The sequence below is a fragment of the Paenibacillus massiliensis 2301065 = DSM 16942 genome (genome assembly GCF_000377505.1).
In the GTDB taxonomy this organism is placed as follows: domain Bacteria; phylum Bacillota; class Bacilli; order Paenibacillales; family Paenibacillaceae; genus Paenibacillus; species Paenibacillus massiliensis.
The window spans coordinates 1-15,736 of sequence record NZ_KB898202.1 but is presented as its reverse complement, the minus strand read 5'-3'; the positions used below and the strand labels follow the sequence as shown (position 1 = coordinate 15,736).

The 15,736-nt window shown below is 47.4% G+C and carries 13 protein-coding genes and 10 tRNA genes; 4 read left to right on the top strand and 19 right to left on the bottom strand.

Translation table 11 applies throughout. The features are described 5' to 3' along the window. Positions 1-3: 3 nt before the first annotated feature. From queA to D328_RS0124725, 7 genes are all read right to left on the bottom strand, one after another. Positions 4-1,032 carry a tRNA preQ1(34) S-adenosylmethionine ribosyltransferase-isomerase QueA gene (gene queA / locus D328_RS0124755; RefSeq protein ID WP_018887736.1) on the bottom strand — a complete coding sequence of 343 codons (1,029 nt, stop codon included), beginning with the start codon at positions 1,030-1,032 and terminating at the stop codon, positions 4-6. A gap of 9 nt (positions 1,033-1,041) precedes the next feature. Beyond that, entirely contained in the window at positions 1,042-3,087 is a 2,046-nt protein-coding gene (locus D328_RS0124750; RefSeq protein ID WP_051091204.1) for a SpoIID/LytB domain-containing protein, read from the bottom strand. 156 nt (positions 3,088-3,243) lie between these two features. After that, positions 3,244-4,251 (bottom strand): Holliday junction branch migration DNA helicase RuvB, encoded by a 1,008-nt coding sequence (gene ruvB / locus D328_RS0124745; protein WP_018887734.1) that lies wholly within the window; start codon positions 4,249-4,251, stop codon positions 3,244-3,246. A gap of 86 nt (positions 4,252-4,337) precedes the next feature. Continuing rightward, positions 4,338-4,952 (bottom strand): Holliday junction branch migration protein RuvA, encoded by a 615-nt coding sequence (gene ruvA, locus D328_RS0124740; RefSeq protein WP_018887733.1) that lies wholly within the window; start codon positions 4,950-4,952, stop codon positions 4,338-4,340. Then, a complete protein-coding gene (ruvC, locus tag D328_RS0124735) occupies positions 4,949-5,452 on the bottom strand; it encodes a crossover junction endodeoxyribonuclease RuvC (RefSeq protein WP_018887732.1) in 504 nt (167 codons plus the stop codon). Before ruvC ends, ruvA begins: the two co-directional genes overlap by 4 nt. A 211-nt stretch (positions 5,453-5,663) precedes the next feature. Beyond that, a complete protein-coding gene (locus D328_RS0124730) occupies positions 5,664-6,365 on the bottom strand; it encodes a BofC C-terminal domain-containing protein (protein ID WP_018887731.1) in 702 nt (233 codons plus the stop codon). 118 nt (positions 6,366-6,483) lie between these two features. Further along, positions 6,484-6,557, bottom strand: a tRNA-Pro gene (locus D328_RS0124725). 230 nt (positions 6,558-6,787) lie between these two features. Between D328_RS0124725 and D328_RS0124720 the strand changes: the two genes are divergently transcribed. Further along, entirely contained in the window at positions 6,788-7,387 is a 600-nt protein-coding gene (locus D328_RS0124720) for a TetR/AcrR family transcriptional regulator (RefSeq protein ID WP_018887730.1), read from the top strand. A gap of 63 nt (positions 7,388-7,450) precedes the next feature. After that, on the top strand, positions 7,451-8,668 hold the full coding sequence (locus D328_RS0124715) for an MFS transporter (RefSeq protein WP_018887729.1): 1,218 nt from the start codon (positions 7,451-7,453) through the stop codon (positions 8,666-8,668). Between the two features lie 351 nt (positions 8,669-9,019). On the opposite strand, the gene D328_RS0124710 is transcribed toward D328_RS0124715, so the two are convergent. The 10 genes from D328_RS0124710 to D328_RS0124665 form a co-directional block, all read right to left on the bottom strand. Then, a complete protein-coding gene (locus D328_RS0124710) occupies positions 9,020-9,934 on the bottom strand; it encodes an NAD(P)/FAD-dependent oxidoreductase (RefSeq protein WP_018887728.1) in 915 nt (304 codons plus the stop codon). Positions 9,935-9,954: 20 nt separating this feature from the next. Then, on the bottom strand, positions 9,955-10,857 hold the full coding sequence (locus D328_RS0124705) for a class I SAM-dependent methyltransferase (RefSeq protein ID WP_018887727.1): 903 nt from the start codon (positions 10,855-10,857) through the stop codon (positions 9,955-9,957). Between the two features lie 796 nt (positions 10,858-11,653). Then, positions 11,654-12,046: a RidA family protein gene (locus D328_RS0124700; protein ID WP_018887726.1), complete on the bottom strand. Its 393-nt coding sequence runs from the start codon at positions 12,044-12,046 to the stop codon at positions 11,654-11,656. A gap of 193 nt (positions 12,047-12,239) precedes the next feature. Continuing rightward, positions 12,240-12,318: transfer RNA gene (locus tag D328_RS0124695), tRNA-Leu, on the bottom strand. Between the two features lie 140 nt (positions 12,319-12,458). Continuing rightward, a tRNA-Arg gene (locus D328_RS0124690) sits at positions 12,459-12,535 on the bottom strand. Between the two features lie 3 nt (positions 12,536-12,538). Then, a tRNA-Gly gene (locus tag D328_RS0124685) sits at positions 12,539-12,613 on the bottom strand. A 153-nt stretch (positions 12,614-12,766) separates the two neighbouring features. Further along, a tRNA-Asp gene (locus tag D328_RS0124680) sits at positions 12,767-12,843 on the bottom strand. A gap of 30 nt (positions 12,844-12,873) precedes the next feature. Continuing rightward, a tRNA-Met gene (locus D328_RS0124675) sits at positions 12,874-12,947 on the bottom strand. Between the two features lie 11 nt (positions 12,948-12,958). Further along, positions 12,959-13,034: transfer RNA gene (locus D328_RS0124670), tRNA-Val, on the bottom strand. Between the two features lie 126 nt (positions 13,035-13,160). Continuing rightward, positions 13,161-13,232, bottom strand: a tRNA-Glu gene (locus tag D328_RS0124665). 336 nt (positions 13,233-13,568) lie between these two features. On the opposite strand from D328_RS0124665, the gene D328_RS0124660 reads away from it, so the two are divergent. Next, positions 13,569-14,327, top strand: a complete 759-nt coding sequence (locus tag D328_RS0124660) for a DeoR/GlpR family DNA-binding transcription regulator (protein WP_018887725.1) — start codon at positions 13,569-13,571, stop codon at positions 14,325-14,327. 18 nt (positions 14,328-14,345) lie between these two features. Then, complete coding sequence (locus D328_RS0124655) at positions 14,346-15,236, top strand: Cof-type HAD-IIB family hydrolase (protein ID WP_018887724.1); 891 nt, start codon at positions 14,346-14,348, stop codon at positions 15,234-15,236. A 328-nt stretch (positions 15,237-15,564) separates the two neighbouring features. Here D328_RS0124655 and D328_RS0124650 read toward each other — a convergent pair. Further along, positions 15,565-15,653: transfer RNA gene (locus D328_RS0124650), tRNA-Ser, on the bottom strand. 3 nt (positions 15,654-15,656) lie between these two features. After that, positions 15,657-15,732 (bottom strand) — tRNA-Asn (locus D328_RS0124645). Between the last annotated feature and the right edge of the window lie 4 nt (positions 15,733-15,736).

Below are 15,736 nucleotides of genomic sequence, written 5' to 3'. Positions count from 1 at the left end.
CGCTCAATAAATAAACATGGCATCGCCGAAGCTGAAAAACCGATATTTCTGATCAATAGCTTCCTGGTATGCCGCCATGATTCGTTCTCTGCCTGCCAGAGCGCTAACTAGCATCACCAGCGTGGATTTTGGCAAATGAAAATTCGTAATCAATGCATCGACGACCTTGAACTCGTAGCCTGGATACATAAAAATCTGGGTCCAGCCACTGCTGGCTTTGAAAGGTGCACCCTTCAGCTCACTGCCTACCGTCTCCAGGGTCCGGCAGCTCGTCGTACCCACGGCAATAATACGTCCGCCACGTGCTTTGGTCTCATTCAAGATCTGAGCCGTCTCCTCAGACAACTGATAGAACTCCTCATGCATAACATGATCCTCGACGACATCCACCGACATCGGTCGGAAGGTACCAAGTCCCACATGCAGGGTCACAAAAGCAATCTCGACTCCCTTTGCACGAACCTGCTCCAATAGCTCCTCGGTAAAATGAAGTCCAGCTGTAGGGGCTGCGGCTGATCCCTCATGCTTCGCGTACACAGTCTGGTAGCGCTCGCGATCTTCAAGCTTTTCCTTAATATAGGGTGGCAGTGGCATCTGGCCCAAGCGATCAAGAATCTCGTTGAATACTCCATCGTAAGAGAACGACAGAATTCGCGCACCAGACTCCCCTTCTTCGACAATCTCTGCCTTAAGCTCATCACTGAATACGATGACTGCACCTTTGTGCAATCTTTTGCCTGGCTTGACAAGTGCCTCCCAGCAGTCTCCCTCTGTATTCTTCAGCAGGAGTACCTCTGCCTTTGCTCCCGTATCCTCCTTGACCCCGAACAAGCGAGCGGGCAATACACGTGTATCATTTAGTACAAGCGTGTCCCCCGCCTTCAGGTAATCAAGGATAGCTGTAAATGTATGATGGCTGATCTCACCTGTGTCCTTGTTCAGCGTTAACAATCTGGAGGAACTGCGTTCCAATAACGGGGTCTGAGCAATTAGCTGCTCTGGTAAATGAAAATCATATAAGTTTACATCCATGTGTAGTCGTCATTCCTTAACTATAGATACATTCTGGTAATAGTGTTGCAGAATATCCCGGTAATCATACCCTTCATCTGCCATTCCTTTAGCTCCCCACTGTGACAGACCCAGCCCATGGCCGTTGCCTTGTCCAGTGAACAGGAAGCCTTCATTTCGATCAACGACTCGCGCCTGTCGTTCTCCATTCATGATGACCAGATTGGAGCCTGCAGCACGTGAACTGCCGCTTGCAGACATGATCGATGCCCCATCAGCGCCGCTAATATTTCCCTTTACGCCTCCAGCGCCTAATACAGTATAGCTTCCGGTTCCGCTAATATCAAATTTCGTGCTTGGTAAGCCGCCGAATGCAGAGCGGAATTGATCTGGATACTTGACGGACAAGGTCTGACCGTTCGCCTGTACTTCCAGCACGCGCCCCGAAGGACCACGCTTGGTCACATCCAGGAACTGAATCGCTGAAGGTAGCGACCCGGACACCTTCCCATTCAGGAATTTAAGAACCTCTGCTGAGGTATATGGGCCTCTGACCCAGGAATACGCACCTGAGCCTGGCACCTTGTCCAGCACTACTGCCGCCTCTCCCGGAACCATCTGTGCCACAGCTGCCACTCCAGACTGAATCTGTGGAATCGGGCGCACATTGGTTTTTTCAGCAGTCACTGTCATTTGGGGCAATCCAGCGGTTGTGACACCCTCAAGCATCCTGGCGTTATCCTCGCGAACGTACCCTGTCTTCCCATTGTCTAGCAGCACGTGATACCACATGAAGCCATCGCTATTGGCGGAGGCATCTCCTGGGCTCTCCACGCTGGCAAACAACGTCCCGCCGCCGTTCCATACTTCAGATGGATCAGCCGTCATGCCTCCTGCGTTGGAGGAAAACACTGCTTCAATGATCTTGTCGCCGCTCTTCAGCACCTCACCTGTTGTAGCATCCACAGCACGGTTCACACTGGAGCTTTCCGAGGCGACACCGTTATAGGCTTGACTTAGCGTGGTGTCGACTACGTCTGCGATCTTGAACTTGTTGTTCTGAAATAGTGCATAGCTTCTCGCCGCAACAGCCTGGGCTTTCAGGGACTCGGCTGGCCATGAGGCTGGTACCTCTGCCCCTACCACAGAATACAGATATTGTTCTACGGCCAGTACATTGACTAGAGCGAGCTGACCGGATTGCTTGCTGATCTCGAAATCACCACGATAGCTTCTAGCTGAGCGCTCTACTACCTGAATGCTCTCGCCGCTGGTCTGTACAGTCAGCTTGGCGGAATCTGGTCCACTGAGCATGTAATGACGAACGGTCTGCGCGCTTGCTCCAAGACCTGCATCCTGTCTGATTAGGATAGCAGGCTCACTCATATTGGCAGGACTCCAAGTCAGACCAGGTACAACATCTCTAACCTCCGCTCGAACTCCTGACAATTGGGACTCATTCGCGGCCTCTCCAATCCAGACCGAATAACGATCCCCGGACTGCAATACAGTGAACGCATCATATCCGGCTGCGTTAATAGTAGCACGAGTCAGATTCGCCTCCTGCTCGCTGACGAAGCTGCCTGCGGACAAATATTTATTACCCGCCACTACAGGCATTTGTTCACCCAGTTGGGCAGCAGCTGTAGTGGCAGTTCTCGCAGCAGCTGAGGAAGCAGCCTGTTCACTGGCATACATACCTGTATATACCTGATACACTACCCGTCCATTCTTCGAACCCTGAATAATGAAAGGCTTATCGCTCGTTGCTTGCAGAGCCTTTGCTGCTGCTGAGGCCGTAGCGAAATTTGTGGTCTCCAGCACCTTGACCCTGTAGCCATCCACACTGAATTTTATCGTCTGACCGGGAGAAAGGAATAGCCACGGCCGATGACTGTCACCTGTATCCTGGCCGATAGTCCAGCTATCACCTGATTTCAGGGTAACGGCAGGTATCGTTGATTTATAAGTACTTCCCAAGTCCGCATACATCGCTACGCGAATAGTCTGGTCTGCCTCTGCAGCAAATGACGGGGACTGCACAATGCCACTTGTCATCATTACAGTCAGTCCCATTGCGGCACACGCAATCTTCTTGTAAATACCTCTGTACACGTTACTCCTCCTTAACACTTATCGCTTATCGTCAGTATCTTGACCCAGATCAATTATGAGTGTTGATCCGCTACAAGCGGCGAGCCCTGTCGATCACTGCCTATAGCTAAAAATCAGCTAGCCGTTCACATCAGGCATCGGAATACCCAGATGAGCATAAGCCGACGGTGTAGCTACTCTGCCGCGTGGAGTGCGCTGCAGCAATCCTACCTGCAACAGATAAGGCTCATATACATCCTCTATGGTCTGACTCTCTTCTCCGATGGTAGCTGCTATCGTATCCAGGCCAACCGGCCCTCCTCGGAATTGATGGATCATGGCTTTCAGCATCTTGTGATCAATATCATCCAAACCAAGCGGATCAATGCGTAAGCGCTGCAGGGCATCCTCAGCCAGGTCAGCATGTATGATGCCATCTCCTTGTACCTGGGCAAAGTCTCTTACCCGCTTCAGCAGTCGATTCGCAATCCGCGGAGTTCCACGTGAGCGGAGTGCAATCTCTTCGGCAGCATTTCCAATAATCTCTATGCCAAGAATATCCGCGCCTCGGGATACGATATAGGCCAATTCATCCTTCGTGTAGAATTCAAGGCGGCTAATGACCCCGAAGCGGTCCCGCAAGGGCGCCGACAATAATCCTGCACGCGTCGTTGCTCCTATCAGTGTGAACGGTGGAAGGTCCAGTCTTACGGATCTCGCACTGGGACCTTTCCCGATCATAATATCCAGCGCAAAGTCCTCCATTGCGGGGTACATGACTTCCTCGACCGTCCGATGCAAACGGTGAATTTCATCAATGAACAGCACGTCGCCTTCCTGCAGGTTGGTCAGCAATGCAGCCAGATCGCCTGGACGTTCAATCGCTGGACCTGAGGTAGTACGTAGATTCACACCCAACTCATTCGCAATGATGTTGGCAAGCGTCGTCTTACCGAGCCCGGGAGGCCCATACAGCAAGACATGATCAAGCGCCTCGGACCGCATTTTTGCAGCTTCTATATAAATTTTAAGATTTTCCTTGACCTGGTTCTGACCAATATATTCATTCAGGAACCGGGGACGCAGACTTAGCTCTACGGTCTGATCCTCCATCATAAGATTCGCTGATATTAAGCGGTCTTCCATTACTAATCGCTCCTATCTGTATCCCATTGCACCTATACAGCAGGTGGCTTTATCCTATAACGAAATGCCTGTTAACAGGCTCTGTTCTAGCCAGCATACAGGAGCTTAAGCGCTCGTTTGACAAGCACGTCCGCAGTCTCATCTGCTGTAGTCTCCTGCTTCATACGGCTCCATGCCTGATCAAGCTCTGCATCCGTATAGCCCAATCCCTTCAATGCTTCCCTTGCTTCCGCCCAAGCGCTGCTGTCTGTCTCCACAAGCTCCGGTGGTGCGAATAATCCTGTTGCCATCGCTGCCGCACCAATACCATCCAGCTTGTCCTTCAGATCCAGAATCATCCGCTGCGCTGTCTTCTTCCCGATCCCCGGCAGCTTCGTCAGGAATGTAATATTCTCCTGATAGATCGCGTTAACCACATGCGCAGGAGTACCACCGCCCAGTATGCCCAAGGCTACCTTCGGACCGATACCTGAGACGTCGATCAGCTTGCGGAACAACTGCTGCTCCTCCCGTGTCGGGAAGCCGAATAACAGGATCGCATCCTCTCTGACGTGATGATGAATATATACGGTCACCGCTCCATCCATCTTGGCAAAGGCATAAGGGTTGGGGCAAAACACCCGGTAGCCCACGCCTTGTACATCCAGCACTACATATTCACCTTCCAGATGAACTACAGGACCTCGTAGAAAATCAATCATTTTCGCAATACCTCATTTAACTTGGAATTAAGTGTATAAGAATGCGCATGGCAGATCGCTACAGCGAGCGCATCCGCCACATCATCCGGCTTGGGAACAGCCTGCAGGCGCAGGTACATCCGCACCATCTCCTGAACCTGCTTCTTCTCTGCCTTACCGTAACCGACGATGGCCTGCTTGACCTGCATTGGAGTATATTCAGCAATCGGCAGCCCTCGCTGCGCCGCAGCGAGAATCAATACCCCACGAGCCTGACTGACCGACATCGCTGTCGTTACATTGCGGTTGAAGAACAGTTTCTCGAAAGCTACCGCTTCCGGTTTGTACTGATCTATAAGCTGAAGCATACCTTCATACACATGAAGCAGACGCTCCTCATCGGGGGTATGTGCCTCTGTCTGAATCGAGCCATACTGCACCGGCGTAATCTTGCTCCCGACCTTGTCGACCAACCCGAACCCGACAATGGCTATACCGGGGTCGATCCCTAAAATACGCAAAAACCATCTCTCCCTTGTCGTCCAGAGCGAACATATGTATCGTTTCATTTCATTATAACAAAAGATTAGAGGGTGGAGAGAAAAAGTTTAGAGGCTTAAATCCCTTGCTATTGGTACAACAAAAACTACCAAAACAATAGGCCAACCAGAAATTTCTGGTTGACCTTGTAATACGAAAAAGGACCAGCCTCTATGATGGCTGATCCTGAATTTAGAATTCCTGGCCCATAACCTTCCTGGTATGCTCGATTGCAAAATCGCTGAAGGTTGATAACACACTATAATACTCCTGCAAGTCTTGAACCCGAATTCCATCCATAAGCTGCTGGTATACTCCTTCGGGCAAATTCGTCTCCATGGTGCCGATATCCAGTTGAAAAAATGTCCGAATCACCTTGTCCTTCTTGGGAGGTCCCTCGAAAAGCGTTAACTGCCCTTCCTTATTCATGCCCATGTATGCCTGCTTCTTGCACAAGGGGGACAAGTCTTCTACCTGTCTCTCAACCCAGAGCTCGCCTTTGGTATTCAAGCGGCCGTGCCAGTCCGGATGCTGCTCTAGCAGCTCAGCTATGGAGCCAGCCTTCAATTGTCCCATTCTGGTGGTCTCTGTCCCACAAATAAATGTTGTTATCATGTGTACTTCACGTTCAAGACCTGAATCACGAATATGATCAATGAGCTTTTTTTGCTCCAGTCCAAGCAGCTCTTGTGTATCCTGTCCTTCATCCATACTAGCTACTGCCATGACAGCCGAGGAGGTGTTCTGGCGTGTCAACAATTGCTCCATATACTGCGGCATCATTGTACCTGCCAAGCACCAGGCAGCGGCCCCTACTGCGATAAATACCCAGACGGCTTTTTTCCAGAATCTAAGCTGCTGCCGTATTTTTCTCCGTAATCTTGTTCGATTCAATGATATCCCCTTCTATCCGCTTTTTGCGTTATTGTACCCAGGGGACTTTCATTTATACAGATCTAAGAGAATAACAACAAAAAAAGAATCGCCTAAGCGATTCTCTTCGAAAAAATGATCGGGATGACACGATTTGAACATGCGACCCCCTGGTCCCAAACCAGGTGCTCTACCAAGCTGAGCTACATCCCGTTATGACATTATAGACTCAATAACTTTCAAGTCACTTCTCATATATTAGCACTATATCAGCAGAAAAGTCAATCGTTTTTTATCCTAATGAGCTGCATCGAATGGAATATAAGGTTTGCCAATATCGCTATGAGGGACTATAATACTGAATCAGCGTTCAGTATTATTTTCTCGACATAAGACATCCGTTCTCGGAGAAAATAGTAATTCATGATTAGAGGTGAGGCTTAATGAATAAAAAGCAACTGCAGAGCGAGCAGACCAAAAAGAGAATTGCTGATGCCGCCCGTGCATTATTCATACAAAAGGGATACAACGCCACTTCCATTGAAGACATAGTCAAGGAGACAAATTGCAGTCCGGGGAACATTTATTATCATTTCAAGAGTAAAGAAGGGCTTTTTTTACATTTGATCGAGGAATCTGATAAGGAATGGGAGCAGCAATGGCTCGCTAAGGAATCTTCTTACGCTACTACAGCTGAGAAGCTATATGCTATGGCTGAGTATTTATCGCAGGAGCAGTTGAATCAGCCACTTGTCAAAGCCACGGATGAATTCTTTAACAATTCGGAGAAGATGTCCGATGCGAACGAACGAATCCAGCAGCTCGTAGCCAATTATGTTCATTTTAACGAGGAATTACTACAAAAGGGAATGGAGCGCGAAGAGTTCCGGAATATCGATCTTAACCGGCTGGCAGTAATCATGGATAGTCTGCTGTATGGGTTAAGCCAGCACTCTCGAGGTATGGATCAGGACGAGTCACAGGCGCTCTACCGTCTCGCTATGGATATTTTTCTTTACGGAATTGCTAAGCCGCAGGGCTAGCTTTTTCAGGTCATAATTTAGAATGAACATTCAGTATTTTGGAAAGTTAACAGGAGGATAAACATGTCTATCTTATTAAAAAATCGGGGGTCCATGCTAATTCTAATGCTCAATCTGTTTCTCGTCTTTACGGGAATCGGATTGATCATCCCCATTATGCCTACTTTCATGAATGATCTGGGTATCGGCGGGAGCATTATCGGCCTCTTGGTCGCTACCTTTTCGTTAACACAGTTTCTCTTCTCGCCCTTGGCAGGTCGACAAGCGGATATTTGGGGCAGAAAGCGCATGATTGTCATCGGTATGCTCATCTTCGCATTCTCTGAGTGGTTATTCGGGATTGCGACCTCTCCGGTATTATTGTTCGTATCACGTATGCTGGGCGGAGTAAGTGCTGCCATGATTATGCCTGCAGTTATGGCTTATGCGGCCGACATTACGACCAAGGAAGAACGTGCGGCCGGAATGGGCTTTATTAATGCTTCCATTACTACAGGATTTATTATTGGACCCGGCATTGGAGGGTATATTGCAGAATTTGGCATACGCGTCCCTTTCTATACGGCAGCCATCGCAGGATTGGTCGCTGCATTCATTACCTGGTTCACACTGCGCGAATCACTGCCTGCCAAGACAGAAGCTACAAATGCGCATACACCGGCTGTGATGAAGCAGCGGAGCAGTCTACTTACACAACTCATGAACTCTTACCGCGAGCCATACTTCTTAAGTCTGGTCATCGTATTCGTGATGTCTTTTGGCTTGGCGAACTTTGAGACTGTATTCGGACTGTTCGTGGATCATAAATTCGGCTTCTCACCCAAGGACATCGCTTTTATTATTACATTCGGCTCCATAGCTGGAGCTGTGATTCAGGCTACCGCTTTCAGTTGGATTCTGAATCGCTTCGGTACAAGACGCGTAATTTTGTTGTGCCTTCTTTTTGCTGGCGTGTTCATTTTGCTCACCTTATTTGTTCATACCTTCTGGTTGATCTTTGCCGTAACCTTTATCGTTTTTCTGGCGATCGACATACTGCGTCCAGCAATTGGTACCCAGATGTCCATGCTTGCGAAGGATGAGCAAGGCTATGTTGCGGGTCTGAACTCGGCCTTCACCAGTCTTGGCAACATTGCAGGCCCTATCGTAGCTGGTCTCTTGTTCGATATCAATATTAATTATCCATATATGCTTGCGTGTCTCGTCCTTGTCCTTTGCTTCGCCTTTTCACTAAGCGTTGGACGACGCAATTACGCTATGGAGTCTGAATCCCGCGTGTGACCTCTTACACCGTTAAGTAACTCTCATACGCAAAACATGATACGCGAACTTAACTTGATACTGAAAATTCATACTGAAAATTCAAGAGCCTGCCTTCTTCATCCGGCAACTAAAAATGCAATAACTAAATGCGATAACTAAATAAGATAACTAAAATACGATAACAACGATATCCATCTCTGTATCAAAAACAAAGCGGGTTATACGCAGCACTAACACACACGTACGACCCGCTCTTTTGTGGAGCGACCCGCCTTACCTCTTCACCCCAAGAGTTTCAATATCCCATTATCTCTAACTCCCTATAACCTCCTAAACTGTATATGCCAACTATTATTCGTCATACAGTCGTCAAACATGATCCTTCCATTGTTCCTCCGTCAAGTCTGCTACCACCCCCATAGCTGCTTTGCTGCCAGAGGCGGCTGCATAGATCAATTGAGAAGGCATAACATAGGCGGAATCGCCCGCTGCATAGATTCCCTGAACAGTCGTTCTCCCCATCGGATCGGTTACTACTGCCCCATTCTCGGCCATTTGATAGCCTAGTGCATTAGCAAAATGGGCATGATTCGGTAGGAGTGCAGGCGACAGGAATCCCCCACTACGCTCAACGCTACTGCCATCTGTAAAATGAACTCGTTCAAGCATGCCATTTCGCCCCGAAAATGCGGCAACAGGCGTATCAATCGTTCGCACCCCTTTGAAAGCAAGGAATTGGATCTGCTCAGGTGTCAGGGCGGGGCCACCACTCGTACATACGATCAGGTCTTGGCTCCAATTCAGCAGCAGCTTCGCTCGATGAAACGCATCACCTGTGTCTGACACAATGACCAGCGGTTGATCCCGCAGCTCCCAGCCATCGCAGAATGGGCAGTTGAAGAGGCTTTTTCCATAAAACTCTTGGGCTCCTTCTATATCAGGTAGCTCCTCGCGCAAGCCAGCGGCCATAATGATCTTATGAGCCTGTATATGTCCTCCTACAGCGGTGTGGAGATCAAAGCCTTGCTCCGAGCTCTGAATGTCCACTACCTCCTCCTGGATATGATGAACGGTCGGATATTGTAATACTTCCTCCAACGCAATCCGTCGGAACTCGGCGGGCTGAATACCATCGCGTGTAATAAAACCGTGTGACGCATGAGTTACAGCATTCCTTGGTCGACCATGGTCTATGAGCGCTACTGTACGTCTGGCTCTTCCAAGCACTAACGCTGCATTTAATCCTGCTGGGCCACCACCTATAATGACACAATCGTATTTCATTTCTTTAATCCCCCATACCGTTAGATTTGTTCGTCGCTGCTGTACATGTGCTGTCTCTCCAACTGAACGAGCACTTTGCCGAATCTTCCTCCCTGACGAATGCTTACTTCATCTGAAGGATATGCTTTCTCCAGGTAATCAGACACGATGTTACGAACCCGTTCATCACACGACACCCCGAATAACGACAACTTGGTCATGGCTTCATCGAGGGCCTTTGCTCTGGATACGGTCTTCGTCGTTATCTCACGAGTAATTAGCGATTGATAGGCGTAGCCCTTGAGTAATAATAAATTTATCAGGTAAGCCATCTCCAAATGCTCTGAGCCTCGCGGCTGATCACTTACAAGAGGCCATACCTCATCAATGAGACTATTTTCGTGAGGACCGACGGACAAGCTCATATAGCAATATTTCCGAGCAACGCTCAGCACCCTCTCCACACTTTCCCAATCAACGAGGACCGGGCACATGGATACAAAGACGAGATCGTAAGCCTTCTCCCAGCCTTTGGCCTGCAGGTCAATTTGCTCAAAAGGCTCAGCAACGATTTCTACAGCTCCACTTGTGAGGCTCGATATATTTTTCTTCATCAGTTCAATGAGCGGTAATGAGGTTTCTACAGCTGTAACCTTGGCTCCCTCCTTGGCAAAAGGTACTGTAAAGCCACCAGAAGCAGCACCAATGTCCAAGATCGAAGCATCCTTAAAAACCACTCCCTGATGCTCCAGCCAGCTCATGATACGCTTAGCTCTGCGCCTTCCTTCGTCACTAAAGGCCTGCTCATTGAACGCCTTGGCCCTTTGATCCATCACATGCGCCGGGTCCATGCCGGCTCTCTTCATTCTATTGACTGCTGTATGTGCATCCTCCCTCCACGCCTTCTCCCAGCTTGCTGGATTGAACCATTCTTTATTGCTCATAATCATTTCTCCTTTCATTCATTTGTAGATTTAAAAGACTCTTTATATCTGTAATACAAACAAAAAAATAATTAGCTTTCATAAATAGTTATCTCTGTAGTTCTCCTTTCTATATAATAAATTAAAGGATTTAAAAGACTCTCTATATCCTTAATAAGATTAAAAAATAAGTTTGAAAACAGCGCTTGTTACAGCGAAATCCTAACGGAATTAACCAAGTCAGACATCTCCCTGTTCTTCGGATACGTCTTCATCGCCCTTCGGCCTTAATCACTGAACTTGACCCATGGCAGAATTTTTAGATAGGTGCGTAGAGGAGATCTGCTGACGCTCTGCCAGCTGCTGGACACCGATACGTTAGTCTGGAGTAGCTGCCACAAGAAAAAACATCGTGTGGAGTGCATAGTTCGTTACTAGTTCATTACTAGTTTGTTGATAGTTCGCTGCTTTAGAGAAATGCGCAAGCTGTTTTCAACTCATTACAGATTATATGTATCTACAATAACTCTTATTTATTTTAATGTCAACTTGCCTAATGCATTTATTGTTATACTAACGTACAGGCTCAATGAAAGTACGGACATAAAAAGCACAGACATAAAAAAGCCACAAGGAGTTTAATTCCTTGTGGCCTCTTGCTGAAAAGCTATGATACATACGCAGACTCTGGACTTTTATACAGTACAAACGTTTTCTGAAGCTTAGCCTCGACAAGTATCTGCCAGTATGGATCGAATAACGGGCTAAATGTGGTGATTGAAATGTAAAGAATGAATGTATAATTGGGTGTACTGATTTAATCAGTGTGTGCAACCGCCCGAATTTCGACAAGCTGATGAGGAAACGCTAAACCTGATACTCCGACGAGAGTCACTGCTGGACGATGCTCGCCTACATACTCTTTGTACAGACCAACGCACTGCTGAAAGTGCTCTTGTGGGTGGGCCAAGAAGATCTCTAATTCGGCAATATTTGCTCTAGCAACACCAAATCCAGCTAACACTCGATCCAGGTTTTCCAGCGACTGTCGTGTCTGCGCCTCAACATCTCCCTCGCCAACAAAGTTCCCCTCCATATCATGGGAAAATTGCCCGGAGATATAAATCGTCCCATGGATGCTATAGCCTTGAGTAACACCAAAATCCTCTTCCCATGCGACACCGTGATTATAAATTTGAGCTGTTGTCATACTATCCTCTCCTTAGTTGAATGTAAGGCTAGTATAAATTGAACACAGCTGAAAATATAGTACGGTCTTTTATGATATATACTATCCGAAAAGATAGTAACTCTAATTGATATCAGTTTGTAACTCACACACTTGTTGGAACAGAGAATAGAAAAAAGTTCATTAGATGTCTAATGAACTTTTTTAAAGCGTATACCGGCGAGAGGACTCGAACCTCCACGGTTTCCCACTCGATTTTGAGTCGAGCGCGTCTGCCATTCCGCCACGCCGGCATATAAAATTATGGCGTCCCCTGAGAGATACCGACAAAATACGTCGGACTGCGAAGTTAACCTTACGAGGTATAGCTCCGACGAACTCATTCGTTCGAATCCAATTCAGTGAACTTTGTGAATTACTGTAAGAATATATATGGCGTCCCCTGAGAGATTCGAACTCCCGACCTTTTGATTCGTAGTCAAACGCTCTATCCAGCTGAGCTAAGGGGACATATGGAGCGGACGATGGGAATCGAACCCACGACCCTCGCCTTGGCAAGGCGATGCTCTACCGCTGAGCCACGTCCGCAAAACACTTATTTAATTCTTGTATTAATCTAAAAAGATAAATGGCGGAACCGACGGGATACTCTCACTTCGTGAGAGACTGCGAAGTTTATGCTTACGAAGTATATGCTCCGACGAACCCAAATGGATTCTCATCCCTGATGCTAAATCAAGATGGCGGAACCGACGGGATTCGAACCCGCGATCTCCTGCGTGACAGGCAGGCATGTTAGGCCTCTACACCACGGTTCCATGAGGCACTTTCAATGATTTGAAAGACAATTGCGGGGACAGGATTTGAACCTGTGACCTTCGGGTTATGAGCCCGACGAGCTACCGAACTGCTCCACCCCGCGATATTAAATTATGGTGGAGGCTGAGGGGATCGAACCCCCGACCCTCTGCTTGTAAGGCAGATGCTCTCCCAGCTGAGCTAAGCCTCCATGTATGTATGACCCGTAGGGGATGCGCCTCACGATGTGAGTCGACTGCGATGTATTCCTATCGAAGCTTATGCTTCGACGAACCCAGTGGGGTTCTCATCCTTCATGGGCTATAGAATAGCCTTATGACCCGTAGGGGATTCGAACCCCTGTTACCTCCGTGAAAGGGAGGTGTCTTAACCCCTTGACCAACGGGCCTCAATTAGTTAATATCTTGTAGCAACATTTAAGAGTATATCAAACTGGAATGAAATATGCAACTTTTTTTTCTAACCAATTGAATTTTTATTGAGAATCTACAATTTATTATTCCTTTAACATAAATCTTTATATCACAAGCAAACCTGCGGATTATAATGATGGGATTCCAATGACAATATTAACTTCGCAGAGAATCTTGTTACACATTGTATGTTATTGAAGTAAATCCTGAAAATTGCATAATCACTTATGAAATTGCACAATTCATTACATTCACTTATAATTAACTAATAAGATGTAGCGATATTACACACGAATGCTGGGAGGTCTTCTGTGTTTCAAGAAGAACGTATGCAGCTCATTATGGAATACTTGCGAAAACACCAACGTATTTCAGCCGATGACATCGTAACGCTGTTTGATGTCTCCAGGGATACAGCAAGGCGAGATTTAATCAAGCTTGAAGAACAGGATGCCCTTGTTCGAACCCGTGGAGGAGCGATTCTTCCTTCTGCTCACGGAGAGTATAGAAGCTATAACGATCGCCTTCAGTACGTATCCGAAGAGAAAAGAGCTATTGGCAAGCTAGCTGCCGCACTCGTACGCAAGGGAGATCATATTATCCTCGATTCCTCTACGACAGTCCAAGCGTGTGCAGAGTACCTTCACCAGAAGGATTGTACTGTAATCACTAATTCCATTCACTCTGCAGATACTTTATCTAACCATTCTGCTGTAGATATTCATCTGCTCGGCGGCAGACTCCAAAAAGAGCAAAGATATTTATATGGCCCTTCTGTGTTTGAAGCTTTGGATCACTATTATGTGAACAAAGCCTTTATTGGGGTTGGAGGCGTGGCAAGACAAGGGTTATATTCAGGAGTAGAGGACGGCAAGATTAAGCACAAAATGATGCAGCAAGCTGAGCAAGTCATCGTTCTGGCTGATCACTCCAAGCTTAACCGTCGTTCGATGTATCGGTTTGCCGACTGGTCTCATGTACATTTGTTCATTACTGATCAACCTCTCTCCGCTGAATGGAGAGAATTCCTGGAGAAGCAACAGGTTGAAATCCTGATTCCTGAATTATAAGCAGAGGAGCTGTTCACCATGAAATTATTCGCAACCGATTTAGATGGAACCCTGTTAAATCTGTATAGCCGTATTGCCCCTGAGAGCGCTGCAGCTATACACCGGGCACAGCAGGAAGGACTCCACATTGCAATTGCAACGGGGAGAATTTATGCGGATGTAGTAGAGATCTCTAAGGACGGCGGGGTTAAAACACCCGTTATCGCCTCCAACGGTGCTACAATCCACGATATGGATGGCACATTGCTGTACCATCTTCCTGTTGAGCGAGATACGGCGCTATCTGTCATGCAGTGGCTCGATGAGCAAGGATATTATTATGAAGCCTCCACCGACCGCGGGCTGTACGCTCCCCTCAATAGAAATGAAGAAATGCTCGCTGAAATGGACCGCCTCCTGGGTAATCAGCCAGGTGAGTATACTGAACATATGATCCGCAGCATTAAAAAGCACTATGAGAAGCCCCACTTCCATCGGGTTGGCTCTTATCTAGATATTCCGAAAGACGCATCCATCTACAATATCATGGCCTTCTCTCTGTATCCAGAAGAACTGAATCACGGACGCGACTACTTTGCAGGTCGTAAAGATGTTGCAATGGTCGTATCATCTGATCACAATTTTGAAATGCAGCACCCAGATGTGTCTAAGGGTAATGCTCTAGCACGGCTGACCGCTTCCATGGGTATTTCCATGGATGACACAGCAGCCATTGGAGATAATTACAATGACGTATCCATGCTACAAATGGCAGGCCTTGGTATCGCGATGGGAAATGCAGCTCCTGATATTCAGGAAATTGCTCAAGCCGTAACACTCAAGAACTTTGAGCATGGCGTAGCACATGCGATCCATTGCGTATTGGATGGAACACCGATCGGCCAGTCAAAGCTTCCTTTAGGTGAATAGCCACTTTTCAATACAGGATCAATGACTATGATCTAGTTGTGCACCCAAAGCCAGATATCCCGGCTTTGGGTGTTTTAGTAAAGAATAGCGATTTCTTTGATGTGCTGACAGAATTGATTATCACAGATTAAATACAAATATATCGCTGAAATACATTAGCAAAAAGCAAAAAATCCAGATAGCTAGTGGCTAACTGGATTAGACTCTTAAGTTCAACGGAGAGAGAGGGATACTCTCACTTTGTTCGAGACTGCGATGTAATGCTATCGATGCGAATGCTTCGACGAACCCCTTATGGGTTCTCATCCCAGCCATGATGTAAAAGCTACGGAGAGAGAGGGATTCGAACCCTCGAGACGCTTTTGGCGCCTACACGATTTCCAATCGTGCTCCTTCGGCCAACTCGGACACCTCTCCATATGGCTCCCCGAACAGGACTCGAACCTGTGACAACTCGATTAACAGTCGAGTGCTCTACCAACTGAGCTATCAGGGAATAT